Raw genomic sequence first — 22,916 nt, 5'->3', positions numbered from 1 at the left:
CCGCTGTCGTGCGCCGGTGCGGAGGAGCGTGACCATGACCTCCCCTCCCGTGGACCCGCGGTGCAGCGCGGGAGCACCGGTGGCCGGGGGCCGGGGCCCCCGGCGGACCCCCCGTGGCGTGCTCGGGCGCAGCGGACGGCCCCGCGACGAGGAGCTGACGGAGCGGCTGCTGGACGGGGCGGTCGACGTCCTCGCCGAGGGCGGCATGTCGCTGCTGACGGTGGAACGGGTGGCCTCCCGGGCGGGCGCCGGGCGGGCGGCGGTCTACCGCCGCTGGCCGGACATGCACCACCTCGCCGCCGACGCCCTGCGCAGCTGCACGCTGGTGCCGACCGCACCGACCACCGGCTCCCTCGTCGGCGACCTCGCCACGCTGATGCACCCGTGGACCAGGGAGCTCGACCGGGAGGAGCGCGCCGCGGCCGCCCTGGTCGGCGAGGCCCGCACCAGCCTGGCCGTGCAGACCGCCCTCGACGAGGTGGTCCGCCGGCCCCTGACCGCCGCCGTGACCCGCGCCGTCGCCGCGGAGCGCGCCCGCGGCCGGGCGGTGCCCGCCGGGCGGGAGGCCTGGGTGGACAAGGTGCTGCGGGCGCTGTGGTGGTCCCGGTTCGTCGAGGAGCGGGCCCCGCTGACCGGCCCGGAGGTCCTGACGGTCGTCGAGCGGGCGCTCCTGCCCGTGCTCCGCGCGCCGCAGCAGGACTGACCGGCCCCCGCGGTCATCGTCCGCACGCGGATCGACATGGCGACCCGCGTGCCGTCCCCCGGGCGGGACCGCACTGCGCTGGCGGCGACGTCGGCGCAGGTCAGCGCCCCGCGAGGGACCTCGGCCCGCGCCCGGCCCGCGGCCCGGGGCGCCGTCCGGAGGCCCCCGGTTCCGCTTCTGCGCGTTTCCGCCGCGCGTTCTCGGCGCTCGGCTCAAACGATTCAGCGGACCGTCCGACCTCTCCCCCGGCCACCACCGGCACCCGCCGACCGTCGTGGACCGCGAGAGGGAGTACCGCCATGTCCGCACCCGCGCCCCAGCACGCCGCCGCGACCACCACCACGACCCGAGGTCGCTGGTGGGGCGACCGCGGCGTCGCGACGAAGGTCCTCACCACGGTCGGCGTGGGCGCCCTCGTCGCCGGCACCGTCGGCGTCACCGGACTGCTCGCCCTCGCCGACACCGCGCGGACCAGCCAGGACATCTACTCCTCCAACCTGCGGTCGACGCAGCTCCTGGCGACGGCGGCCGCGGACCTCCGCGAGACCCGCATCGACGCCCGCAACGCCATCCTCGCCGCGTCCGGCACCGACACCCAGACCGCGCTGGACGCGGTCACCGCGGACCTGCGGACCTTCCGCACCGACATCGCCGCCTACCAGGCCAACGGCAACGGGGCCGCCGCCGACGAGGTCGGCCGGATCTCCGGCCTGGTGGACCAGTGGGAGCAGTTCCAGGACACCACGCTGCAGCCCCTGGCCGAGGCCGGCGACGTGCCCGGCTGGGTGGCCGCGAACGGGACCCAGACCCTGCTGACCCAGGCGATGGGCATCATCGACGACCTGTCGGCCGGCGAGGCCGACGAGGCGGCGGCCGCCGCCGACGACGCCGCCGCCCAGGCCTCCTCGGCCCGGCTCACCTCGCTGCTGGTGCTCGGGGTCGGGGTGGTCGTCGCGGTCGCCGTCGGTCTGGCGGTGGCCAACGGCCTCACCCGCGGGCTACGCCGGGTGCGGACGGCCGCCGAGGCCCTGGCCGCCGGGGACCTGACCACGACGGTGGGGCTGCGCACCCGGGACGAGCTCGGGCAGATGGGGGCCGCGCTGGACGGTGCGGTGGCCTCGCTGCGCACCGTGATGACCTCCGTGGTCGGCGCAGCCGACGCCGTGGCCTCCTCCAGCGAGGAGCTGTCCGCGTCGGCCTCGCAGATCTCGGCGTCGGCCGAGGAGACCAGCGCGCAGTCCACCGTCGTCTCCACCGCCGCCGACGAGGTCTCCCGCTCGGTCGCCACGGTCGCCGCGGGCGCCGAGGAGATGAGCGCCTCCATCCGCGAGATCGCCCAGAACGCCAACGGTGCCGCCCGGGTCGCCGCCGACGCCGTCGCCCAGGCGCAGGCCACCAACGTGACCATCACCCAGCTCGGCGTCTCCTCGCGGGAGATCGGCGACGTCGTCAAGGTGATCACCTCGATCGCGGAGCAGACCAACCTGCTGGCCCTCAACGCCACCATCGAGGCCGCCCGTGCCGGGGAGGCCGGCAAGGGCTTCGCCGTCGTGGCCAACGAGGTCAAGGAGCTGGCGCAGGAGACCGCCCGGGCCACCGAGGACATCGCCCGCCGGGTGCAGACCATCCAGGCCGACAGCGACGGCGCGGTCGCGGCGATCGGACGGATCAGCTCCGTCATCGAGGAGATCAACAGCTACCAGCTGACCATCGCCTCGGCCGTGGAGGAGCAGACGGCCACCACGGCGGAGATGTCCCGCTCGGTGACCGAGGCGGCGTCCGGCTCGACCGAGATCGCGCACAACATCACCGGGGTCTCCGCGGCCGCCGACTCCACCTCGCAGGCCCTGGGCCAGACCCGCACCGCCGTCGACGAGCTCGCGCGGATGGCCGGCCAGCTGCGCACCAGCGTCGCCGGCTTCACCTAATGACCGCCACCGCGCCGGCCCGGACGGAGACGTCGTGACCCGCACCCTCCTGAGCACCGCCGTCCTCGGCCTGGAGCTGGCGCTCCGACCGGACGGCCCGGCCGTCGCGCGGTCGCTGCTGGCCGGCCTGGCCGCCGACACCACGACCCTGCTGCAGCTGGCCGCGCGCACCCGCGCCGAGCCCGGTGACCTGCCGCAGCTGGCCGCCGACGTGCTGTCGGACGCAGCGATGTCCGCGTGGGCGGCCGCCGACGACCCCGACCACGGCACGGACGGCACGGACGACGCCGGCGCCGGCCGCGCCTCGTGCTGCGCGGACGCCCGGACGACGGCCCTGGGCCCGAACCGGGCGGCCGTGCTGCAGGTGCTGGGCTCGGTCACCGACCCCGGCACCCGGTCCGCCCGTGTGCCGCAGGACCCCTCGGCCTGGACCGCGGCGCTGCACGAGGCGTGCTGGGCTGCGTCGCTCAGCGGCCGGCTGCGCAGCTCGGCGGGTGCCCAGCTCCTCGGCGTCCTGGCGTTCCGCTCCGCCGGGCTGGGACGGCGGGAGGTGCTGGCCGGCACGTGGAGCGTGCTCTCGGGTGCGCTGCAGGGGGCGGTCGTGGGCGACCTGCTGAGCACCGGGTCCCTCGCCCTCCTGCAGGCACCCCGGGGAGCACGCCGGTGAGGCTCCCGGTGCCGGCGGTCGGCCGGCTGCGCGGACGGCGCGGGGTCCCGGCCCCCCGCGCCGGGCTCGACCCGCTCACCGGCCTGCCCGCGCGCTCGGCGCTGGTCGCCCACCTGCGCCGCGCCACCGCGCCGGTGACCCTGCTGTGCGTCGACATCGACGACTTCCGGCGGGTCAACGCCGAGGCCGGTCAGCGCACCGGGGACGACGTGCTGGTCTCGGTGGCGGGCACCCTGCGCAACCTGGTCGGCGAGGCGGGGGTGGCCCTGCGCCTGCACGGCGACGACTTCGCCGTGCTCGTGCCGGCGGCCGGTCCGTCGGCGGCCCACCAGCTGGCCGAGCAGATCCAGCACCAGGTCAGCCGGCCGGTCGTCGTCGGCGACCGCCGTCTGCACCTGCGGGCCAACGTGGGGGTGGTGCTCGACCACCCGGTCACGCCGGCCGAGGCCGACGGCCCGACCGACGCCGTCGTCGAGGACCTGCTGCGCTGCGCCGACGTCGCCCTGGCCCTGGCGCAGCGCCACCCCGGCGGGCTGGCCGTGCACAGCTGGTCGGACTGCCGGGCCGTGCCGCCCGAGCAGCTGCTGCAGGGGGTGGCCGACCTGCACACCGCGCTGGCCCCCGGGGGCACCGAGCTGGCCCTGCACTTCCAGCCCCAGCTGGAGCTCCTGCCGTCGGCGCCCGGGACCGCGGTCCACAGCTGCGAGGCGCTGGTGCGCTGGCACCACCCCGCGCGGGGCACCCTCGGGCCGGGCACGATCCTGCGGATCGCCGCCGTCGCCCACCTGCACCGGGCCCTGGGCGCCCGCATCCTCGACCTGGCCCTGGCCGCGGCGGCCACCTGGTGGCCGCAGCACCCCCGGCCGGTGTCGGTGAACCTGGAGGCCGAGGACCTGGACCACCCGGGGTTCCCCGACGAGGTCGCCCGCGCCCTGGAGCGGTACGGGTTGCCCGCGGCGGCCCTGACCCTCGAGGTCGTCGAGGGCACCCTGATGGCCGACCCGGTGCGCGCGGCGGCCACCCTGCAGGCGCTCCGCGAGCAGGGCTGCACGGTGGCCATCGACGACTTCGGGACCGGCTACAGCTCGCTGGCGTGGCTGCACCGGCTGCCGATCGACGTGGTGAAGTTCGACCGGTCCATCGTGGCGGGCCTGGCGGCGGACCGGGCGGCCACCGCCGTCGTCCGGCACAGCACCCGGCTGGCCCACGACCTGGGCCTCGTCGTCGTCGCCGAGGGCGTCGAGTCCGAGGACGACCTGGCGCTGCTGCGCGACCTCGAGTGCGACCGGGTGCAGGGCTTCCTGACCGGTCGGCCTGTCCCCGTCGATCAGTGGACGGCGCTCCTGCGGTCCGAAACGTCCACTTAATGCTTAAAGTGGCGTCCACCCGACGAGAGGCGCCACGGTGACGACGCAGCAGACGATGTTCGGCCTGGGCAACGCTCCCCGGGCGCACCGGTCGGACGAGCCGGTGCCCCCCGGGGACGCGGCACCCACGGGCCGGCGACGCACCGGGCGCCCCCGGGACCCGCAGGCCACCGGGCGCATCATCGCCGCGACGCAGGACGTCCTCGCCTCCGACGGGTGCTCGGTCACCGTGGAGGCCATCACCGTGCGCGGCGGCGTCGGCAAGGCCACGATCTACCGGCGCTGGCCGCACGTCCCCGACCTGATGGTCGACGCCGTCACCGCGACCGACCCCTTCGCCGCCGCCCCCGCCCCGGACGGCGACACCCGTACGCAGCTGCTCGCCGTCCTCGGGCAGCTGGCGCACCCCCTGAGCCCGCACGAGTGCACGGCGGTCGTCGCGCTCCACCACGCCGCCTGGGACGAGCGACTGCGGCAGGCGGCCGAGGACGTGCTGCTGAACCCGCTGCGGGACCGGGTCGCCGCGGCGTGCCGGTCCGGCAGCACCCCCGAGCCCCCGGCCGAGCGCGTCGAGGCACTGCTCACCGTGGTGGAGGCGCTGTGGGTCCGGCGCTGGTCGACGCGCTCGGTGCAGGACCCGGCCCAGGTCGAGCTGCTCGTGGACGACGTCCTGCTCCCCCTGCTGCGGCCCTGACCGGGACGGCGCCGGGCTCAGGTGCTCTCGCGCGGGACGACCGTCGCCGTCGTCACCGGGATGCCGGGGGGCAGCGGCGACGTCGGGTCGTGCACCGCGTCGCGGATGATCTCGGCGAACCGGGCGATCAGGGCTGCGGTGTCGGTCCGCACGGTGGACAAGGTGGGCCGCACAAGGGTGCAGACCGGGAAGTCGTAGGCGCCGATGACCGCGAGCCGCCCGGGGACGGCCACCCCGATGCGGTCGGCCGTGGACACGACCAGGGCGGCCACGTCGTCGCTCATCGTCGCGACGGCGGTGACGTCGGGCTCGGCGAGGAGCCAGTCCCGCAGGGCCGGCTCGGCCGCCGCCGGGTCCTGCGGGAGCTTGAGCACGGGGACGTCGGCCTGCCCGGCGTCGCGCATGACGGCCAGCAGCGCGTCCGCCCGCCCCAGGTCCGTGGCCGAGGGGGACTCCCGGGCCCAGGCGACGAGACCGATGCGCACGTGGCCGCGGGCACGCAGGTGCCCGGCCTGCGCGGCGCCGAACTCCCCGCCCCCGAACCGCAGCTCCCACGGGCGCGACCCCCGCGCCTGGGCGGTGCCGACGACGACCCGGACCCCCGCACCCTGCAGCATCTGCACGACCTCGTCGGCCACCGCGGTCAGGCCGACGACGGCGACCGGGTTGATGGTGACGAGCAGGTCCCGGAGCCGACCGACGTCGGCCGGTGCCGGGTGCAGCACCAGCGCCAGGCCCATGCGGGCGAGCTGCTCCGCCAGGTCGGCCATGAGCCCCTGGAAGGTGGCGCCGTAGCCGACGTCCGGGATGAGGCCGACCACGACGTCCGACCGCCCGACCCGCAGCGACCGGGCGGCCGCGTTCGGGCGGTACCCCAGCTGGGCGGCGGCCTCGCGCACCCGCGCCCGGGTGCTCTCCGGGATGGTCTGCCCCGGCTTGTCGTTCAGGACGTAGCTGACCGTGGCCGCCGAGACCCCGGCGAGCTTCGCGACGTCGGCCCCGGTCACCCGGGCCTTCCGGGGCGATGCGGTCACCGACGCACCATGCCACACCGGCCGGGCCGCGGCAGGGGCTGCTGAACGCCACCGTCTCGGTCCGGCGGGATGGCGCACCGGGACCTCGACCCACCCGGGGACGAGCCGTCCGGGACGACCTGGGCGCTGCGGAGTAGTTTGAAGGCTCAACGACTTCCCGAGCGACCCCAGGAGCCACGCCGTGTCCCGTCCCGTCCTGCAGGTCATCGCCGGCAGCACCCGCCCCGGCCGCAAGGGCATCGCCGTCGCCCGCTGGGTGGCCGAGCAGGCGGAGGCGCACGGCGGGTTCGAGGTCGAGCTGGTCGACCTGGCCGACGCCGGCCTGCCGGTGCTCGACGAGCCGAACCACCCGCGGCTGGGCCAGTACACGAAGGAGCACACCAAGGCCTGGTCGGCGACGATCTCCCGCGCCGACGCCTTCGTGTTCGTCTTCCCCGAGTACAACCACTCGATCCCGGGCGGGCTGAAGAACGCCATCGACTTCCTCTTCCACGAGTGGGCCGACAAGGCCGCGGGCCTGGTCTCCTACGGCGGGGTCTCCGCGGGCACCCGCTCGGCGGCCGCGCTCAAGCCGGTGCTCGGCGCGCTGCGCGTCGTCCCCGTGGTCGAGGCGGCCACCATCCCGTTCTTCACCCAGTTCATCGACGAGGACGGCGTCTTCACCGGCAACGCCGAGCTGCAGGCCGGCGCCACCGCGATGCTCGACGAGATCGCCCGGCTGACCGCGGGTCTGCAGACCGTGCGCCGCTGACCGGCAGCGGCGAGGCTGTCGGGGTGACCAGCCCCCGGCCGACCCTGCGCACCGTCCCGACGGCGGACCTGGGCCCGGACGGGCTGCGGGAGCTGCGCACCTTCCTGGACGGCGTCTTCACCGACGGCTTCCGCGACGACCACTGGAGCCACGCCCGGGGCGGGCTGCACGTGCTGGCCAGCCGGGACGGCGTCCTGGTCGGTCACGCCGCGGTGGTCGGCCGGCAGCTCGTGGCCGGCGACCTGACCCTGCGCACCGGGTACGTCGAGGCGGTCGCGGTCGCCGCCGACGCCCGCCGGCAGGGCCTGGCGACGGCGCTGATGACCGAGGTCGAGCGACTGGTCCGGGGCGGGTACGAGCTCGGTGCGCTGGCCGCCAGCGAGGACGGCGTCGGCCTCTACGAGTCCCGCGGCTGGACCCGGTGGCGGGGCCCGCTGTGCGCCTTCACCCCAGACGGCCGCACCGAGGGGGACGCGTCCCGGGTCTTCGTGCTGCCGACGCCGGAGACCCCGGCCGTCCTCGACCCCGAGCTGGCACTCGTCTGCGACTGGCGGCGCGGCAGCCTCTGGTGAACCGGCCGTCGCGCAGCGTGCCGACCCGCCGCCGCACCCGACCGGCCGCCGCACCACGGCTCCCGGCAGGCCGGTCGCGGCTGGCCGCGCCCCCGGCGCCCCGCCAGGATCGGGACAGCTGCCCGGAGCAACCGGTCCACAGCTACCGGGCCCTGCCCCCGCCCGGTCCCCCGGCGCTCAGGCCGGCAGCAGCAGGGTGGCGTAGAGCGTCAGCCCGGGCCCGAACGCCATCGCCACGACCGGGCCGTCGACGTCCCCGAGCTCGTCGAGCACGAGCAGCACCGTCGCCGACGAGCAGTTCCCGTGCTGGGCCAGCACCCGCCGCGAGGGCGCCATCTGCTCCTCGGTGAGGCCGAGCTGGTCGCGGGCGACGTCCAGGATCCGGGGGCCACCGGGGTGCACCGCCCAGCCCGCGACGTCCCCGACCTGCAGGCCGGCGGTGTCCAGCAGCTCCTGCACGACGTCGCCGACGTGCCGGGCCAGCACGTCGGGCACCCGCGGCGACAGGCCCATCTTGAAGCCCAGGTCGGTGACGTCCCAGGTCATGTGGTCGGCGGTGGAGGAGTCGGTGCGGGCGACGGTGGCCGCCACCCGCAGGCCGCGGCGGGCGTCGGGTTCGAGGACCACGGCGGAGGCGGCGTCGCTGAACAGGGCGTGCGCGACCACCTGCGACAGGTCGTGCCGGGCCGGCTGCACGTGCAGGCTGGTCAGCTCCACGCAGAGCATCACCGCCGGCCGCGACCGGGCGACCACGTAGTCGCCGACGGCACCCAGGCCCGGCAGCGCGGCGTAGCAGCCCATGTGGCCGACCAGCAGCCGCTGCACGCCGGCGGGCATGCCCAGGTCGCTGGCCAGCCGGATGTCCAGGCCCGGCGTCGCGTACCCGGTGCAGGTGACGACGGAGAACAGCCCGACGTCCCCGGGCGCCAGGCCAGCGGAGTCCAGGGCCGCGGCGACCGCCTGCTTGCCCAGCGGCATGGCCTCGTCGACGTAGCGGGCCATCCGGGCACCGGTGCCCCACTGCGAGATGTCCTCGTGCACCGGGTTGACCACGGCGTGCCGGGTGGTCACGCCCGAGGCGGAGAACACCCGCCGGGCCGAGCGCAGCCCGGCGTAGTGCTCGGCGAAGAAGCCCTCCCACACGTCGTCCTGCGTGTAGGTCGCCGGCAGGGCCCGGCCGGAGCCGGTGACGACGGCGGCCGTCACCGGGCCGCGTCCTGGGTGGGGGTCACCGGGCCGACGGTACGTGCGCCCGGGGCCGGACGCCTGCGGCCGTAGCCGGCGAACAGGATGCCGCTCCAGCGCATCGGCCGCATGCGGACGCCCTCCCGCCGTCCCCGCTTCCAGGCCAGCAGGTCGCGGACCGAGGGACGCAGGCCGACCAGCCGCAGGTCCAGGCCGAGCCGGTCGGCGGCGGCGAGCAGCCGCCGCCGGTCGACGAACAGCGCCGGGTCGTGGATGCCCGGCGGCGGCCCGCCCGGGATCCGCTCGGCCAGGGTGACCGCGACCGGGCCGGCCAGCCGGGAGTCCGCGATCGCGTCGACCACCAGCGCGCCGCCGGGCCGCAGCAGCCGGGCGCACTCGGCGAGCACCGCGACGTCGTCCTCGACGTGCTCGAGGACCTCCCCGCAGACGACCACGTCGGCGCAGCCGTCGGCCAGCGGGACGGCGAGCACCGACCCGCGGACCACGCCGACCCCGTGGTCGCGGGCCAGCGCCAGCCCCGACGCGCCGAGGTCGACACCGATGTGCCGGTAGCCCAGCCGCCGCACGTGCGGGGCCATCAGCCCGCCGCCGCAGGCCAGGTCGACCAGGACGGCGTCGGGGGAGGCGGCGGGCGGGATGTGCTCGGCGCGGGAGGCCGCCAGCCAGTGCAGCATCGCGAACCCGCCCGCGGGCTGCCACCACTGGTCGGCGAGCTCGTCGTACTGGGCGGGGTCGTTGCGGGCCAACGGCACGCCGCGACGCTACTTGTCCTTCAGGGGGTCGTGACCCCAGTTCATCAGGGAGTACCGCCACTTGGAGTCCTCGACGTCGTTCTTCGACGGGCCCTGCGCCAGGTGCCGCTTCACGTAGCCGGTCACCTTCTCCATGTGCTGGTGGTCGTCGTCGGTGAGGTCGGCGACCTTGGTGCCCAGCAGGTCGACGATCCGGCGGCCGGACTCGTGGCCGGTGGACTCCCCCGACCCGCCGGACTTCTGCCCGACCTCCTTCGACTCGTCGGTCTCCAGGAACTTCTCCAGCTCCTTGGCGGTCATGTTCACCGCCTCGTGGAAGTCGTCCCGGATCTGCTTGTCGTCGTCGGCCACGTCGGTCCTCCAGGTTCGTCGGGTGTCCGGGTCGGGGTACCGCCGCGGCGTGGGAGGGAAACCGGGACCGGAACGGGCCGCGCGCGCGAGGGACGAGACACCCGACGAGGTGCTCGACCGCAACACCGGTGAGCTGCTGCAGGAGCTGCGGGTCACCATCACCGGCGTCCAGGTGCTCGTCGGGTTCCTGCTGACGCTGCCCTTCAGCTCGCGGTTCGGCGACCTGTCGACCTTCGGGACGACGCTGTACACGGTGACGTTGATGGCCGCGACGCTGTCGGCGGTGTCGCTCATCGCGCCGGTGTCCTTCCACCGGATCGTCTTCCGGCACCGGGAGCGCGGCGACCTGGTCGAGCAGGGCAACCGGCTGCTGGTGGCGGGGCTGGCCCTGCTGCTGCTCGCCCTGGTCAGCGCCGTCCTGCTGGTGCTCGACGTCGTGCTCGGCCGCGGCCCGGCGCTGGCCGGCGGCGCCGTGGTCGCGGTGGCCGGGCTGACGACCTGGTACCTGCTCCCGCTGCGTTCCCTAGGCTCCCGCGGGTGAGCGTGGTGGTGGTCGGCAGCCTCAACGAGGACCTCGTGGTCACGGTCGGGCGGCTGCCCGGCCGCGGCGAGACGGTGATCGGGTCGGCGGTGGAGCTGCTGCCCGGCGGCAAGGGCGCCAACCAGGCCGCCGCCGCGGGCCGGCTCGGCGACGGCGTCGCGATGGTCGGCCGGGTCGGGGACGACGACGCCGGTGCCCGCCAGCTGGCCGCGCTTCGCGACGCCGGGGTGGACACCGGCCTGGTGCAGGCCACGCCGGGGGTGCCCACCGGCAGCGCCACCATCCCGGTGGAGGCCGAGGGCGGGGAGAACCTCATCGTCGTGGTGCCCGGTGCCAACGGCGAGGTCACCGCGGCCGACGTCGAGGTGCCCGCCGTCCGCGGGGCCGGCGTCCTGCTGCTGCAGCTGGAGACCCCGCTGCCCTCCGTGGTGGCCGCCGCCCGCGCGTGCACCGGCACCGTCGTGCTCAACCCCGCCCCCGCCCAGCCGCTGCCCGCCGACCTGCTGGCCGAGGTCGACGTCCTGGTGCCCAACGAGCACGAGCTGGCCGACCTGGCCGGCGCCGGCGCCGACGACCTGGCGGGCCTCGCCGACCTGGCCCGCGGTCTGGCCGCCCGCTCGGTGGTCGTCACGCTGGGCGGCAACGGCGTGCTCGTCGTGCCCGCCGACGGGCCGGCGCTGCACCAGCCGCCGCTGCCGGTGTCCCCGGTGGACACCACCGGTGCCGGCGACTGCTTCTGCGGTGCGCTGTGCACCGCCCTGGACCGGGGCGAGGCGCTGGCCGACGCGGTGCGGTACGCCGCGGTGGCCGCGGCGCTGTCCACCACCGGCCCGGGTGCCCGCGGCGGCCTGCCCGACGACGCCGCCGTCCGCGCCGCCCTGCCCGGTCTGCCGGCCGCCCGCAGCGTCGACCAGGGGGGCTGATCGGGCTCCGTCCCTCCTGACGAGGTCTGGTGCAGGAGGACGGACTCCCGCGCAGAGGGACGCGCTCAGACGGCGGTGACGGCCCCGCCGTGGGGTGCGGCCAGCAGCAGCGGCTCGCCGTCGAGGGAGACCACGACGCGGCCGTGCGGATCCGGCGGGACGTCCACCACCACCCCGGGCGCCTCGGCGGCCACCACGCGCACCCCCGCGGTGGCGTCGGCGAACCCGGCGCGGGCGTCGTCGTCCAGATAGACCAGCGTCATCGACGCCAGCACCACCGGTGTCGCCCCGGCGGGCAGCCCGGCGAGCACCCCCGGCAGCTGCTCGACGAGGTCGCCGGTGACCCGCTCGTGCGGGTGCGCCGCCGCCAGCTCCAGCGCGGGACCCAGCCGGGCCAGCCGCGCCTGCTCCTGCGGGCCGGGCCAGACCAGCGCGCGCAGCCAGGCGACGGTGTCGGGGTCGGCGGGGTCGAGCGGGTTCCGGTCGACCCCCACCCGGTGGACCACCTGCGGGACGTCGTCGGGCAGGGCCACCGAGCCGTCGACGGAGCACTCCAGCACCAGCCCGGCGTCCGGCCGGACCCGGTGGACGCCGGTCGCCGTCCGGTAGGCGTAGCCGTAGCGGTCGAGCTGCAGCAGCAGGCCGGCCGAGCAGCCGACCTCGACCAGGGCCAGCGGTCCCTCGACCCGGGCCAGGGCGGGCAGCAGCGACGCGGCGCGGGCGGGCTCGTTGGTCTGGGTGGCGCGGGCGAGCACCTCCGCGCGGACCCGCTCCTCGTCGGCCACGACCCGGTCGTGCAGCTCGGCGCCGTCGGCCGGGACCCCGCCCAGCAGCCGCAGCACCGCGAACAGCAGGTTGGGCTGCCGCTTGGTCCGGGGCAGGTCCAGCAGGAGGTCCAGCACCACCGGGTCCGCGGCCACCGCCCGGGCCAGCGCGGCGTAGTGCGGCGAGGCGACCGCGGCCTCCACCTCGGCGAACCGCAGGTAGCGGGCGGCGAGGTCGTCCCGGTCCACGCCCGCACGCTAGCCCCGCGGAACGCTGCCTCGCGCAGCGTTGATCAGGGAGGTTGATCCAACTCCGTCCTCTCTCGCCAGATCTGGTGCGGGAGGACGGAGTTCCGTGCGGGGAGACGACGCGGAACGGCATCGGGTGGTTGGGGCCCGCACCGATCGGGCAGGCCCGGGGACATGACCGCACCGACCCACCCCGAGGACCCCGCCGAGGGCGCCGACCCCGGCACCACCGACACCGACGACGCCGGCCGCACCCCGCACCCCGACGACCCCGCCGAGGGCGCGGACGAGGCCGACGCCCAGACCGGCCTGGACCCGGACAACCGCGTCACCGGCGCCTAGTACGAGCGCGGCAGCCGCAGGTCGTGCTGGGCGACGAAGTTCAGCACCATCTCGCGGCTGACCGGCGCGATCCGGGAGAACCGGGACGCCGTCACCAGCGCCCCGATGCCGTTCTCCTGCGACAACCCCGACCCGCCGTGGGTCTGCACGGCGGCGTCGACGGCGTGCACGACGGCCTCGGCGGCCGCGTACTTGGCGCTGTTGGCCGCGGTGCCGGCGTCCTGCCCGGAGTCGATGAGCCAGGCCGCCTTGAGCATCATCAGCCGGGCCAGCTCGACCTCGACCTGGGCGGCGGCCAACGGGTGGGAGACGCCCTGGTGCGCGCCGATCGGGGTGCCCCACACCCGGCGGTCGCGGGCGTAGGCCGCGGCCCGGTCCAGCGCCAGCCGGGCGGTGCCCAGCGAGTAGGCCGCGCCCATGACCCGCTCGGGGTTGAGCCCGGCGAACAGCTGCGCGATGCCCGCGTCGGGGGAGCCGACCAGGGCGTCGGCGGGCAGCACGACGTCGTCGAGGAACAGCTGGAACTGGTTGTCCGGGCTGACCAGCTCCATCGGGATCTGCGTGCGCGACAGGCCCGGGGCACCGGTGGGGACGACGAACAGCGCCGGCCGCAGCGTGCCCTTGCCGGCGTCGGCGAGCCTGGCCACCACGAGGACGGCGTCGGCGACGTCCACGCCGCTGATCCAGATCTTCTGGCCCGACAGCACCCACCCGTCGCCCTCGCGCCGCGCGGTGGTGGTGATCTCGTGGCTGTTGGACCCGGCGTCGGGCTCGGTGATGGCGAAGGCCATGGTCAGCGTGCCGTCGGCGATGCCGGGGAGCCACCGGTCGCGCTGGTCCGGGGTGCCGTAGCGGGCGATGACCGTGCCGCAGATGGCCGGGCTGACCACCATCATCAGCAGCGGGCAGCCGGCCGCGCCCAGCTCCTCGAGCACCACCGCGAGCTCGACCATGCCGCCACCCCCGCCGCCGTGCTCCTCGGGCAGGTTCACGCCCAGGAACCCGGCCTTGCCGGCCTCGGCCCACAGCTCCTGCACCGTGCCGCCGGTGCGGGCCTGCTCCAGGAACCAGCGGTGGCCGTAGCGGCCGGCCAGGTCGGCGACCGCCGCGCGCAGGTCGCGCAGCTCGTCGCCCTCGTCGAAGTCCAGGGTCATGCGGGGTCCCCCTCCAGGACGGCGAGGACCGCGCCGGCCCCCACCTGGTCACCGACCGACACGTCCACGCTGGTCACCGCGCCGTCGGCGGGCGCGGTCACCGGGTGCTGCATCTTCATCGCCTCGAGCACCAGCAGCCGCTGGCCGGCGGTCACCCGGTCGCCGGCTGCCACGTCCACGGCGACCACCGACCCGGGCATCGGCGCCACCAGCGACCCGGCCGCCACCGCCGCCGACGGATCGGGGAACCGGGGCAGCGCGCGCAGCGCCACCGCCCAGCCGTCGCCGTCCACCCGCACGTCGTCGCCGTACGCGGCCACCCGCAGCCGGCGCTGGACGCCGTCGACGGCCAGCACGACCTCGTCGGGCGTCGCGGAGACCAGCTCGACCCCGGGGACGCCGAGCAGGCCGTCGCGGGTGAGCCGGTAGCCGACCTCGACGGTCTCCCCGCCGTGCGCGAAGGCGGCGCGCTGCAGCTGGGACGGGACGTTCCGCCACCCGCCGGGCAGCCCGCCCAGCACGGTGGCGTCCCGCCGCCGGGCCGCGGCCAGGGCCAGCGCGGCGGCGACCGCGGCGAGCGCGACGTCGTCCGGCCCGGCCAGCGGGGCGGCGAGGGCGGCCAGGCCGTGCCGGTCGAAGAAGGCGGTGTCGGTCTCCCCGGCCAGGAAGGCGGGGTGCCGCAGCGTGCACACGAGCAGGTCCCGGTTGGTGGCCGGCCCGTGCAGCCGGGCGCCGGCGAGCGCTCCGGCCAGCCGGGCGGCGGCCTCGTCGCGGGTGGGCGCCCAGGCCACCACCTTGGCCAGCATCGGGTCGTAGTGCGTGCCGACCTCGCTGCCGGCGACGACACCGGCGTCCACCCGGGTGCCCGGGCCCGGCGGCACCGCGAACGGCGTCCCGGGCACGTCGAAGGCGTGCACCGTGCCGCTGGCCGGCCGCCAGCCCGCGGCGGGGTCCTCGGCGTAGAGCCGGACCTCGATCGCGTGCCCGCGCGGCGCCGGCGGGGACGGCGGCAGCGCGGCGCCGGCGGCGATGCGCAGCTGCCAGGCGACCAGGTCCAGGCCGGTGACGCACTCGGTGACCGGGTGCTCGACCTGCAGCCGGGTGTTGGTCTCCAGGAAGAAGAACGCCCCGTCGGCGCGCACGAGGAACTCCACGGTGCCCGCGCCGACGTAGTCGATCGCCCTGGCCGCGGTGACCGCCGCCGCCGACAGCGCGGCCCGCAGGTCGGCATCGACGAACGGGGACGGCGTCTCCTCCACGACCTTCTGGTGCCGGCGCTGCAGGGAGCACTCCCGCTCCCCCAGCGACCAGACCGTGCCGTGGGTGTCGGCGAGCACCTGCACCTCGACGTGCCGGCCGGCCTCGACGTAGGGCTCGACGAAGACGGTGGGGTCGCCGAACGCCGACGCGGCCTCGGCCCGGGCGGCGGCGAGCTCGCCGTCCAGGTCCGCCAGCCGCCGCACCACCCGCATGCCGCGGCCGCCGCCGCCGGCCGAGGCCTTGACCAGCACCGGCAGGTCGGCCTCGGTGACCTGCGCGAGCTCCAGGACGGGGACGCCGGCCGCAGCCATCCGCTCCTTGGCCGCGATCTTGGAGCCCATCGCCGCGATGGCGGCCGGCGGCGGGCCGATCCAGGTCAGCCCGGCGTCGAGCACCGCGCGGGCGAACCCGGCGTCCTCGGACAGGAAGCCGTAGCCGGGGTGGACGGCGTCGGCGCCGGCGGCCAGCGCGGCCGCGACCAGCAGGTCGGCCCGCAGGTAGGTGTCGGCCGGGGCGGAGCCGGGCAGCCGGACGGCGCGGTCGGCCTCGGCGCGGTGGGGGCTGCCGGCGTCGGCGTCGCTGTGGACGGCCACCGTGCCGATGCCGAGGTCGCGGCAGGTGCGGAACACCCGGCGGGCGATCTCGCCACGGTTGGCCACCAGCACGCGGGTGACCGGCCGCGTGGGTATCGGAAGCTCCACCCCGCCGGACGGGCCCGGTGCGACGGGTAGAGCTTCCGATACCCCGGGGGCGGACGCGGAGGCGGGGGCGGGTCTGGGGGCGGGGGCGGGGGTGACGCTCACGGCCGGAACACCCCGTAGCCCGGCGTCCCGCTGACCTCGCCGGACGCGATCGCCGACAGGCACATCCCGAGCACGGTGCGGGTGTCGCGCGGGTCGATGATCCCGTCGTCGTACACCCGGCCGGACAGGAAGCGCGGCACCGACTCCGCCTCGATCTGGGCCTCCACGGCCGCCCGCATCGCCGCGTCCCCCTCCTCGTCGAACGGGGTGCCGCGGGACTCCGCGGCCGCCCGGGCCACGATCGAGAGCACCCCGGCCAGCTGCGCCGGGCCCATCACCGCGGACTTCGCCGTCGGCCAGGCGAACAGGAACCGGGGGTCGTAGGCGCGGCCGCACATGCCGTAGTGGCCGGCGCCGTAGGAGGCGCCCAGCAGCACCGACAGGTGCGGCACCCGGCTGTTGGAGACCGCGTTGATCATCATCGCGCCGTGCTTGATGATCCCGCCCTGCTCGTACTCCGCCCCGACCATGTAACCGGTGGTGTTGTGCAGGAAGACCAGGGGCGTCGCGCTCGCGTTCGCCAGCTGGATGAACTGGGTGGCCTTCTGCGCCTCGGCGCTGAACAGCACGCCCTGCGCGTTGGCCAGCACGCCCACCCGGTGGCCGTGGATGCGGGCCCAGGCGGTGACCAGCGACGGGCCGTAGCGGGGCTTGTGCTCGTCGAGGTCGGAGTCGTCGACCACCCGGGCCAGCACCTCGCGCGGGTCGAAGGGCTGCGACAGGTCGGTGCCGACCACGCCGAGCAGCTCCTCCTCGTCGTACCGCGGCGGGACGGCGGCCTGCGGCGCGGGCCCGGCCTTGCGCCAGCCCAGCCGGGCCACGATGCGCCGGCCGATCCGCACAGCGTCCACCTCGTCGACCGCCACGTGGTCGGCCAGCCCGGACACCCGGCCGTGCATCGCCGCCCCGCCCAGGGACTCCTCGTCGGCGACCTCCCCCGTGGCCATCCGCACCAGCGGCGGCCCGCCCAGGAAGACCTTCGCGCCGCCGTCGACCATCACCACGTGGTCGCTCATCCCGGGCACGTAGGCCCCGCCGGCGGTGGCGTTGCCGAAGACCAGGGCGACGGTGGGGATGCCGGCGGCCGAGAGCCGGGTGAGGTCGCGGAACAGCTGCCCACCGGGGATGAAGATGTCCTTCTGCGTGGGCAGGTCGGCCCCGCCGCTCTCCACCAGGCTGATCAGCGGGAGCCGGTTCTCCCGCGCGATCTGCATCGCGCGCAGCGTCTTCCTCAGCGTCCACGGGTTGCTGGCGCCGCCGCGGACGGTGGGGTCGTGCGCGACGACCACGCACTCGACGTCCTCGACGACGCCGAGGCCGGTGACCACGCTGGCGCCGACGGCGAACTCGGTGCCCCAGGCGGCCAGCGGCGAGAGCTCCAGGAAGGGGCTGTCGGCGTCGATGAGCAGCTCGATCCGCTCCCGGGCGGTGAGCTTGCCCCGCCCGCGGTGCCGGGCGACCGCCTTCTCCCCGCCGCCGGCGACCGCCCGGGCGCAGTCGGCGTCCACCTGGGCCAGCGCGGCCAGCACCGCGGTGCGGTGGACGGCGAACTGGGGCGCGGCGGTGTCCAGGACGGAGCGGAAGACGGTCACAGCAGCGCCTCCGGGACGTCGACCTCGCGGCCGAGCAGCCACTCGCCCACGGCCTTGCCCTGCGGGTCGAACCGGGTGCTGGCCGCCACGCCCCGGCCCAGCAGGCCCTCCACCACCACGTCGACGGCGCGCAGGTTCGGCAGCGGGTGCACGGTCACCGGCAGGTCGGCGGCCTCGGGCAGCAGCTCGCGGACGACGTCGGGGGTGATGGCCGCGGCCAGCCAGGCGGCCGCGGTGTCGGTGCGGGCCCAGAGGCCGATGGTCGCCGTCCCGCCCTTGTCGCCGCTGCGGGCGCGCGCGACCCTCCCGAGCCGCGCCCGCCGCGTCGGCCCCCACCCACCCCGGGCAGGGGAAGCCCCACCCCCACCACCGGGCCCCGTCGACGGGTGCAGGGCTTCCCCTGCCGGGGCGAGCGGGGCGGTGGTCGCCGGCGGGGGGACGTCGACGCGGCTGCCGTCGGGCAGCACCGCGACGTGCGGGACGACGGCCTGCGGCACGAACGCCGGCGTGTAGACGCCGAAGGCCGAGCCGTTCCCGGGCGGGGCGGTGAGGTGGAAGCCCGGGTAGGAGGCCAGTGCCAGCTCCACGGCGGCGCCGGAGAACGCCCGGCCCACCACCTCGGCCCGCGGGTCGGTGGCCTGGGCACGCAGCAGCACGCTGGCGCCGGCCTCGGTGTCCGCGCCCGGCTGCTCGGTGCCGACGGCGGACCACACCAGCTCGGCCGGCCGGGGCGCCAGCGCGGCCTCGAACTGGGCCCGCACCAGCGCCGCCTTGGCCGCCACCCGCTCGCCGGTGAGCACGAAGGTGACCTCGTTCCGGTGCCCGCCGAGGGCGTTCAGGCAGACCTTGGTGTCCGGCGGCGGCGGTTCGCCGCGGGTGCCGGACAGGCGCACCCGGTCGGGGCCGTCGGCGGTGAGCTGCACGGTGTCGAAGCGGGCGACGGCGTCGGGGCCGGCGTACCGGGCGCCGGTGACCTCGTACAGCAGCTGCGCGGTGACGGTGTCGACGTCGACCACGCCGCCGGTGCCCGGGTGCTTGGTGACCACGGCCGACCCGTCGGCGTGCAGCTCGGCGAGCGGGAAGCCGGGGTGCAGCAGCTGCTCGACCGGGTGCTCGGCGAAGCTGGACAGGTTGCCCCCGGTGGCCTGGGTGCCGCACTCCAGCACGTGCCCGGCGACCATCGCGCCGGCCAGCGCGTCCAGGTCGTCGCGGCCCCAGCCGAAGGCGCTGATGCCCGGACCGACCACCAGCGAGGCGTCGGTGACCCGGCCGGTGACCACGACGTCGGCACCGGCGTCCAGGCAGGCCGCGATGCCGAAGGCACCCAGGTAGGCGTTGGCGGTCAGCGGCTCGCCGAGGCCGAGCTCGGCGGCGCGGGGCAGCAGGTCGTCGCCCTCGACGTGCGCGACCGCGGTGGGCACGCCGAGCCGGTCGGCCAGCGCCCGCACCGCGTCCGCGAGGCCCGCCGGGTTGGTGCCGCCGGCGTTGACCACCAGCCGCACGCCGCGGTCGCGGGCCAGGCCCAGGCACTCCTCGAGCTGGGCCAGGAACGTCCGCGCGTACCCGCGGGTGGGGTCCGCGGCCCGGTCCCGGCCCAGGATGAGCATGGTCAGCTCCGCCAGGTAGTCCCCGGTCAGCACGTCCAGCGGCCCGCCCTCGAGCATCTCCCGGACGGCGGCCCGCCGGTCGCCGTAGAAGCCCGACGCGTTGCCGATGCGCAGCGGGTCGCTCACCCGTGGCTCCCGGCGCCCGGGCGGCCGGCGAAGGCCTGCGCGACGTCCAGCCAGCGGTCGGCGACCGGGCCGGTGGCGGTGAGCGCGAGCGCGGACCGGGGCCGGCGCTGGGTGACCCGCAGGCAGAAGTCCAGCGCCGGGCCGGTCACCCGGTCGGCCGCGGCGGGGTCGCCCCAGGCCCACACCTCGCCCGACGGCGCGGTCAGCTCCACCCGCACGTCCTCGGCGGGGGCGGGCAGGCCGTGCTGGCCGAAGGCGAACCCCCGGGTGACGACGCCGAGGTGGGCGACCGGCCGCAGCCGGTCGGTCGCCGGCACGGGCAGGTCGAGCGCGTCGCGGACGTCGACGCCGTGCGCCCAGGTCTCCATCAGCCGCGCGGTGGCCATCGACGCCGCGCCCATGGGCGGGCCGTACCAGGGCAGCTTCGCCCCGGCCGGGACGGCGGCCAGCGCCTGCGCGAGCGCGGTGCGGGACGTCCGCCAGCGGGCGAGCAGCTCGGCCGGTGACACCGCGGCCCCGTCGGCCGCGGCGGCGTCGACGGACAGGTCGGGCAGCACCGGGTCGGGGTCGGTGGCGGCGACCAGGGAGGCCTCGTCGGTCCAGGCCAGGTGCGCCACCTGGTGCGCGACCGTCCACCCGGCCGCCGGCGTCGGGGTGGCCCAGCCGGCGTCGTCGAGGCCGGCGACCACGGCGTCCAGGGCCTCGCCCTCGGCCGCCAGGTCGGCCAGCAGGCCGTCCAGCAGTGCCACGCGACCTCCTCGTCGGCAAGCAGTCAGCCCTGACCGCTACCGGGCCCAGCCTGCGGGGCGGGGGTCCCGGCGTCAAGGGTCCGCGGCGCGGCAGTCAGGGTTGACCGTGCCCCCGGTCACACCGCAGGATCCCGGCGACAGCCGCCGCCGAGCACCGACGGAGCCAGCATGTACCCAGGCACGTTCGCCGACCGCACCCCCGACAAGCCGGCCGTCGTCGTCGCCGAGACCGGCCGCGTGCTCACCTACGCCCAGCTGGACGAGCGCTCGACCCGGCTGGCCGATGTGTTCCGGCAGCAGGGCCTGGGCCCCGGCGACCACGTCGCGTTCGTCGCGGACAACACCCCGGAGGTCTTCGAGGTCTACTGGGCCGCGCTGCGGTCGGGGCTCTACGTCACCGGCGTGAACAACCACCTCACCGCCGACGAGGCCGCCTACATCGTCCGGGACTGCGGCGCCCGGGTGCTGGTGGCCTCCGCGGGCGCGGCGGCGCTGGCCCGGGAGACCGCGCAGCGCTGCCCGGACCTCGCGCTGCGGCTGGCCTGGGGCGGCCCGGTGGAGGGGTACGCGGACTACGAGGCCGCACTGGCCGCCGCCAGCCCGCTCCGCCCGGACGTGCAGCCGGCCGGCACCGACATGCTCTACAGCTCGGGCACCACCGGCCGGCCCAAGGGCGTGCTGCCCAAGCTCCCGACGCACCTGATCGACCAGCCCGGGGACGTGTTCACCGCCGTCTTCGGCCCGCTGTACGGCTTCGACACCGAGACCGTCTACTACTCCGCCGCCCCGCTCTACCACGCCGCACCCCTGCGCTTCGGCGGCATGCAGCACCGCTCCGGCGGCACCGTCGTCATGGCCGCTCGGTTCGACGCCGAGACCGCCCTGGCGCACATCGAGCGGTACGGCATCACGCACAGCCAGTGGGTGCCGACGATGTTCGTGCGGATGCTCAAGCTGCCGGCCGAGGTCCGCGAGCGCTACGACGTCTCGAGCCAGCGGGTGGTCATCCACGCCGCCGCGCCCTGCCCGGTCGAGGTCAAGCAGCAGATGATGGAGTGGTGGGGGCCGGTCCTGCACGAGTACTACTCCTCCACCGAGGGCAACGGCGTCACGATCATCGGCCCGCAGGACTGGCTGGCCCACCCCGGCAGCGTCGGGCGGGCCGCGCTCGGCGTGCTGCACATCTGCGACGAGGAGGGCCGCGAGCTGCCGGCCGGCGAGGTGGGCACGGTGTACGTCGAGCGCGACGCGATGCCCTTCAGCTACCACGGCGACCCGGAGAAGACCGCGGCCGCGCAGCACCCCGACCACCCGACCTGGTCGGCGATCGGCGACGTGGGCCGGGTCGACGACGAGGGCTACCTCTACCTCACCGACCGCAAGGCGTTCATGATCATCTCCGGTGGTGTGAACGTCTACCCGCAGGAGGCCGAGGACGTGCTGGTCATGCACCCGGCCGTCGCCGACGTCGCCGTCATCGGGGTGCCCGACGAGGACCTCGGCGAGGCGGTGCTCGGCGTGGTGCAGCCGGTCGAGGGCGTCGAGCCCTCCGCCGACCTCGCCGCCGACCTCATCGGGTTCGCCCGCGAGCGGCTGGCCGGCTACAAGGTGCCCCGGCGGATCGAGTTCCAGGCCGAGCTCCCGCGCAGCGCCGCCGGGAAGCTGGTCAAGCGGCGGCTCACCGAGATGTACCGCTGATGCTGCTCGACGCCTCGCTGACCAGCGCCGACGACCCGGCGGCGACCGCGCGCGAGCTGGAGGACCGCGGCTACGCCGGCGTCTGGGCCTCCGAGGTCGCCCAGGACCCCTTCCTGGTGCTGCACGCCGCGGCGCTGGGCACCGCGGCGGTGTCGGTCGGGTCGGCCATCGCCGTCGCCTTCGCCCGGTCCCCGATGACGCTGGCCTACACCGCCTACGACCTGCAGCGCTACAGCCGGGGCCGGTTCGTCCTCGGCCTGGGCACCCAGATCAAGGCGCACGTCGAGCGCCGGTTCTCCATGCCGTGGTCCGCCCCGGCCGCGCGGATGCGCGAGTACCTGGGCGCCCTGCGCGCCATCTGGGCGAGCTGGACCGACGACGCCCCGCTGCGCTTCCGCGGCGAGCACTACCGGCACACCCTGATGACGCCGATGTTCACCCCCGCGGTGCACGAGTGGGGCCCGCCGCCGGTGCACCTGGCCGCGGTCGGCCCGCTGATGACCAGGCTGGCCGGGGAGGCGGCCGACGGCCTGCTCGCGCACTCCTTCACCACCGCCCGCTACCTGCGCGAGCGCACGCTCCCCGCGCTGCAGGAGGGCCTGGACGCCACCGGCCGCGACCGGTCAGCCGTCCAGGTCAGCCTGCCGGGGTTCGTGGTCACCGGACGGGACGACGCCGAGCGGGCCCGGGCCGCGGACGCCGTCCGGGCGCAGATCGCCTTCTACGGGTCGACCCCGGCCTACCGGCCCGTGCTGGAGCTGCACGGCTGGGGCTCGCTCGGGGACGAGCTGCACGCGCTGTCGACCACCCGGGACGAGGGCCGCTGGCGGGCCATGGCGCGACTGGTGGACGACGAGGTGCTGGGCACGTTCGCCGTCGTCGCCGAGCCAGACGCGGTGGGCCCGGCGCTGCTCGAGCGCTACGACGGGCTGGTCGACCGCTTCAGCGTCTACCCCGGCACCGGGGTGCCGCTGGACGTGCTGGACCCCGTGGTGCGCGCCCTGGCCTGACCCCCGGGTGGACGGCGGCCACCGCGGTGTGGTGACATTGGTTCCGGGAATCATTGTCAACAAGCAGGAGCGT

General features: G+C 76.4%; 22 protein-coding genes. 12 read left to right on the top strand and 10 right to left on the bottom strand.

Annotated features, from left to right (window positions below; all coding sequences use genetic code 11):
- Window positions 1-118: 118 nt before the first annotated feature.
- The 5 genes from BLT39_RS06075 to BLT39_RS06055 all read left to right on the top strand — a co-directional run bounded on the left by BLT39_RS06075 (window position 119) and on the right by BLT39_RS06055 (window position 5,359).
- Window positions 119-703, top strand: coding sequence for a TetR family transcriptional regulator (locus tag BLT39_RS06075; RefSeq protein ID WP_165640171.1), 585 nt, complete (start codon window positions 119-121; stop codon window positions 701-703).
- 299 nt (window positions 704-1,002) lie between these two features.
- On the top strand, window positions 1,003-2,631 hold the full coding sequence (locus BLT39_RS06070) for a methyl-accepting chemotaxis protein (RefSeq protein WP_091060479.1): 1,629 nt from the start codon (window positions 1,003-1,005) through the stop codon (window positions 2,629-2,631).
- A 34-nt stretch (window positions 2,632-2,665) separates the two neighbouring features.
- Window positions 2,666-3,298 (top strand): hypothetical protein, encoded by a 633-nt coding sequence (locus BLT39_RS22290; RefSeq protein WP_165640170.1) that lies wholly within the window; start codon window positions 2,666-2,668, stop codon window positions 3,296-3,298.
- Complete coding sequence (locus tag BLT39_RS06060; protein WP_165640169.1) at window positions 3,295-4,665, top strand: putative bifunctional diguanylate cyclase/phosphodiesterase; 1,371 nt, start codon at window positions 3,295-3,297, stop codon at window positions 4,663-4,665. Before BLT39_RS22290 ends, BLT39_RS06060 begins: the two co-directional genes overlap by 4 nt.
- Before the next feature lie 37 nt (window positions 4,666-4,702).
- Window positions 4,703-5,359: a TetR/AcrR family transcriptional regulator gene (locus tag BLT39_RS06055; RefSeq protein ID WP_091060468.1), complete on the top strand. Its 657-nt coding sequence runs from the start codon at window positions 4,703-4,705 to the stop codon at window positions 5,357-5,359.
- 17 nt (window positions 5,360-5,376) lie between these two features.
- On the opposite strand, the gene BLT39_RS06050 is transcribed toward BLT39_RS06055, so the two are convergent.
- Entirely contained in the window at window positions 5,377-6,393 is a 1,017-nt protein-coding gene (locus BLT39_RS06050) for a LacI family DNA-binding transcriptional regulator (protein WP_165640168.1), read from the bottom strand.
- 181 nt (window positions 6,394-6,574) lie between these two features.
- Here BLT39_RS06050 and BLT39_RS06045 point away from each other — a divergent pair, with 181 nt between their 5' ends.
- Both BLT39_RS06045 and BLT39_RS06040 read left to right on the top strand, forming a co-directional pair.
- The gene (locus tag BLT39_RS06045) at window positions 6,575-7,144 is read left to right on the top strand and encodes an NADPH-dependent FMN reductase (protein WP_091060461.1); all 570 of its coding nucleotides are present in this window, start codon (window positions 6,575-6,577) and stop codon (window positions 7,142-7,144) included.
- A gap of 23 nt (window positions 7,145-7,167) precedes the next feature.
- Window positions 7,168-7,716: a GNAT family N-acetyltransferase gene (locus BLT39_RS06040; RefSeq protein WP_207507661.1), complete on the top strand. Its 549-nt coding sequence runs from the start codon at window positions 7,168-7,170 to the stop codon at window positions 7,714-7,716.
- 177 nt (window positions 7,717-7,893) lie between these two features.
- Here BLT39_RS06040 and BLT39_RS06035 read toward each other — a convergent pair whose 3' ends face one another.
- Genes BLT39_RS06035 through BLT39_RS06025 form a run of 3 tightly spaced genes read right to left on the bottom strand, consistent with a single transcriptional unit; the run spans window position 7,894 to window position 10,025 of the window.
- On the bottom strand, window positions 7,894-8,922 hold the full coding sequence (locus BLT39_RS06035; RefSeq protein WP_091060459.1) for a type III polyketide synthase: 1,029 nt from the start codon (window positions 8,920-8,922) through the stop codon (window positions 7,894-7,896).
- On the bottom strand, window positions 8,919-9,674 hold the full coding sequence (locus BLT39_RS06030) for a methyltransferase domain-containing protein (RefSeq protein WP_242658197.1): 756 nt from the start codon (window positions 9,672-9,674) through the stop codon (window positions 8,919-8,921). The genes BLT39_RS06035 and BLT39_RS06030 overlap by 4 nt, the downstream gene beginning before the upstream one ends.
- A gap of 9 nt (window positions 9,675-9,683) precedes the next feature.
- Window positions 9,684-10,025 (bottom strand): DUF3140 domain-containing protein, encoded by a 342-nt coding sequence (locus tag BLT39_RS06025; protein ID WP_242658196.1) that lies wholly within the window; start codon window positions 10,023-10,025, stop codon window positions 9,684-9,686.
- Between the two features lie 22 nt (window positions 10,026-10,047).
- Between BLT39_RS06025 and BLT39_RS06020 the strand changes: the two genes are divergently transcribed.
- Together BLT39_RS06020 and BLT39_RS06015 are read left to right on the top strand one after the other, a co-directional pair.
- Window positions 10,048-10,566 (top strand): DUF6328 family protein, encoded by a 519-nt coding sequence (locus BLT39_RS06020; RefSeq protein WP_341349859.1) that lies wholly within the window; start codon window positions 10,048-10,050, stop codon window positions 10,564-10,566.
- Entirely contained in the window at window positions 10,563-11,489 is a 927-nt protein-coding gene (locus tag BLT39_RS06015) for a ribokinase (RefSeq protein ID WP_091060446.1), read from the top strand. Before BLT39_RS06020 ends, BLT39_RS06015 begins: the two co-directional genes overlap by 4 nt.
- Window positions 11,490-11,554: 65 nt before the next feature.
- On the opposite strand, the gene BLT39_RS06010 is transcribed toward BLT39_RS06015, so the two are convergent.
- On the bottom strand, window positions 11,555-12,502 hold the full coding sequence (locus BLT39_RS06010; RefSeq protein WP_091060443.1) for a DUF2332 domain-containing protein: 948 nt from the start codon (window positions 12,500-12,502) through the stop codon (window positions 11,555-11,557).
- A gap of 174 nt (window positions 12,503-12,676) precedes the next feature.
- Here BLT39_RS06010 and BLT39_RS22285 point away from each other — a divergent pair, with 174 nt between their 5' ends.
- Window positions 12,677-12,844, top strand: a complete 168-nt coding sequence (locus BLT39_RS22285) for a hypothetical protein (RefSeq protein WP_165640167.1) — start codon at window positions 12,677-12,679, stop codon at window positions 12,842-12,844.
- On the opposite strand, the gene BLT39_RS06005 is transcribed toward BLT39_RS22285, so the two are convergent.
- From BLT39_RS06005 to BLT39_RS05985, 5 genes are all read right to left on the bottom strand, one after another.
- Window positions 12,841-13,998 carry an acyl-CoA dehydrogenase family protein gene (locus BLT39_RS06005; RefSeq protein ID WP_207507659.1) on the bottom strand — a complete coding sequence of 386 codons (1,158 nt, stop codon included), beginning with the start codon at window positions 13,996-13,998 and terminating at the stop codon, window positions 12,841-12,843. The two genes, BLT39_RS22285 and BLT39_RS06005, sit on opposite strands and share 4 nt — an antisense overlap.
- Window positions 13,995-15,959: an ATP-binding protein gene (locus BLT39_RS06000; RefSeq protein WP_278246945.1), complete on the bottom strand. Its 1,965-nt coding sequence runs from the start codon at window positions 15,957-15,959 to the stop codon at window positions 13,995-13,997. The genes BLT39_RS06005 and BLT39_RS06000 overlap by 4 nt, the downstream gene beginning before the upstream one ends.
- A gap of 98 nt (window positions 15,960-16,057) precedes the next feature.
- Window positions 16,058-17,653 (bottom strand): acyl-CoA carboxylase subunit beta, encoded by a 1,596-nt coding sequence (locus tag BLT39_RS05995; RefSeq protein ID WP_091060441.1) that lies wholly within the window; start codon window positions 17,651-17,653, stop codon window positions 16,058-16,060.
- Entirely contained in the window at window positions 17,650-19,386 is a 1,737-nt protein-coding gene (locus BLT39_RS05990; protein WP_091060436.1) for an acyclic terpene utilization AtuA family protein, read from the bottom strand. Before BLT39_RS05990 ends, BLT39_RS05995 begins: the two co-directional genes overlap by 4 nt.
- Complete coding sequence (locus BLT39_RS05985) at window positions 19,383-20,135, bottom strand: TIGR03084 family metal-binding protein (protein ID WP_242658193.1); 753 nt, start codon at window positions 20,133-20,135, stop codon at window positions 19,383-19,385. Before BLT39_RS05985 ends, BLT39_RS05990 begins: the two co-directional genes overlap by 4 nt.
- Window positions 20,136-20,303: 168 nt before the next feature.
- Between BLT39_RS05985 and BLT39_RS05980 the strand changes: the two genes are divergently transcribed.
- Both BLT39_RS05980 and BLT39_RS05975 read left to right on the top strand, forming a co-directional pair.
- On the top strand, window positions 20,304-21,833 hold the full coding sequence (locus BLT39_RS05980) for an acyl-CoA synthetase (protein WP_091060433.1): 1,530 nt from the start codon (window positions 20,304-20,306) through the stop codon (window positions 21,831-21,833).
- Entirely contained in the window at window positions 21,833-22,843 is a 1,011-nt protein-coding gene (locus BLT39_RS05975; RefSeq protein WP_091060429.1) for a TIGR03617 family F420-dependent LLM class oxidoreductase, read from the top strand. The genes BLT39_RS05980 and BLT39_RS05975 overlap by 1 nt, the downstream gene beginning before the upstream one ends.
- The last annotated feature ends 73 nt before the right edge of the window (window positions 22,844-22,916 follow it).

It is taken from the genome of Klenkia brasiliensis (genome assembly GCF_900100695.1).
Taxonomy (GTDB): Bacteria; Actinomycetota; Actinomycetes; order Mycobacteriales; family Geodermatophilaceae; genus Klenkia; species Klenkia brasiliensis.
The sequence above is the reverse complement of the archived record's forward strand: the minus strand, read 5'-3'. Positions and strand labels throughout refer to the sequence as shown.

What these genes read in the sequence shown, in the direction of transcription:
- BLT39_RS06070 (WP_091060479.1), top strand. Translation starts at nt 1,003, where the DNA reads ATGTCCGCACCCGCGCCCCAGCACGCCGCCGCGACCACCACCACGACC.
- BLT39_RS22285 (WP_165640167.1), top strand. Translation starts at nt 12,677, where the DNA reads ATGACCGCACCGACCCACCCCGAGGACCCCGCCGAGGGCGCCGACCCC.
- BLT39_RS06005 (WP_207507659.1), bottom strand. Translation starts at nt 13,998, where the DNA reads ATGACCCTGGACTTCGACGAGGGCGACGAGCTGCGCGACCTGCGCGCG.
- BLT39_RS05980 (WP_091060433.1), top strand. Translation starts at nt 20,304, where the DNA reads ATGTACCCAGGCACGTTCGCCGACCGCACCCCCGACAAGCCGGCCGTC.
- BLT39_RS05975 (WP_091060429.1), top strand. Translation starts at nt 21,833, where the DNA reads ATGCTGCTCGACGCCTCGCTGACCAGCGCCGACGACCCGGCGGCGACC.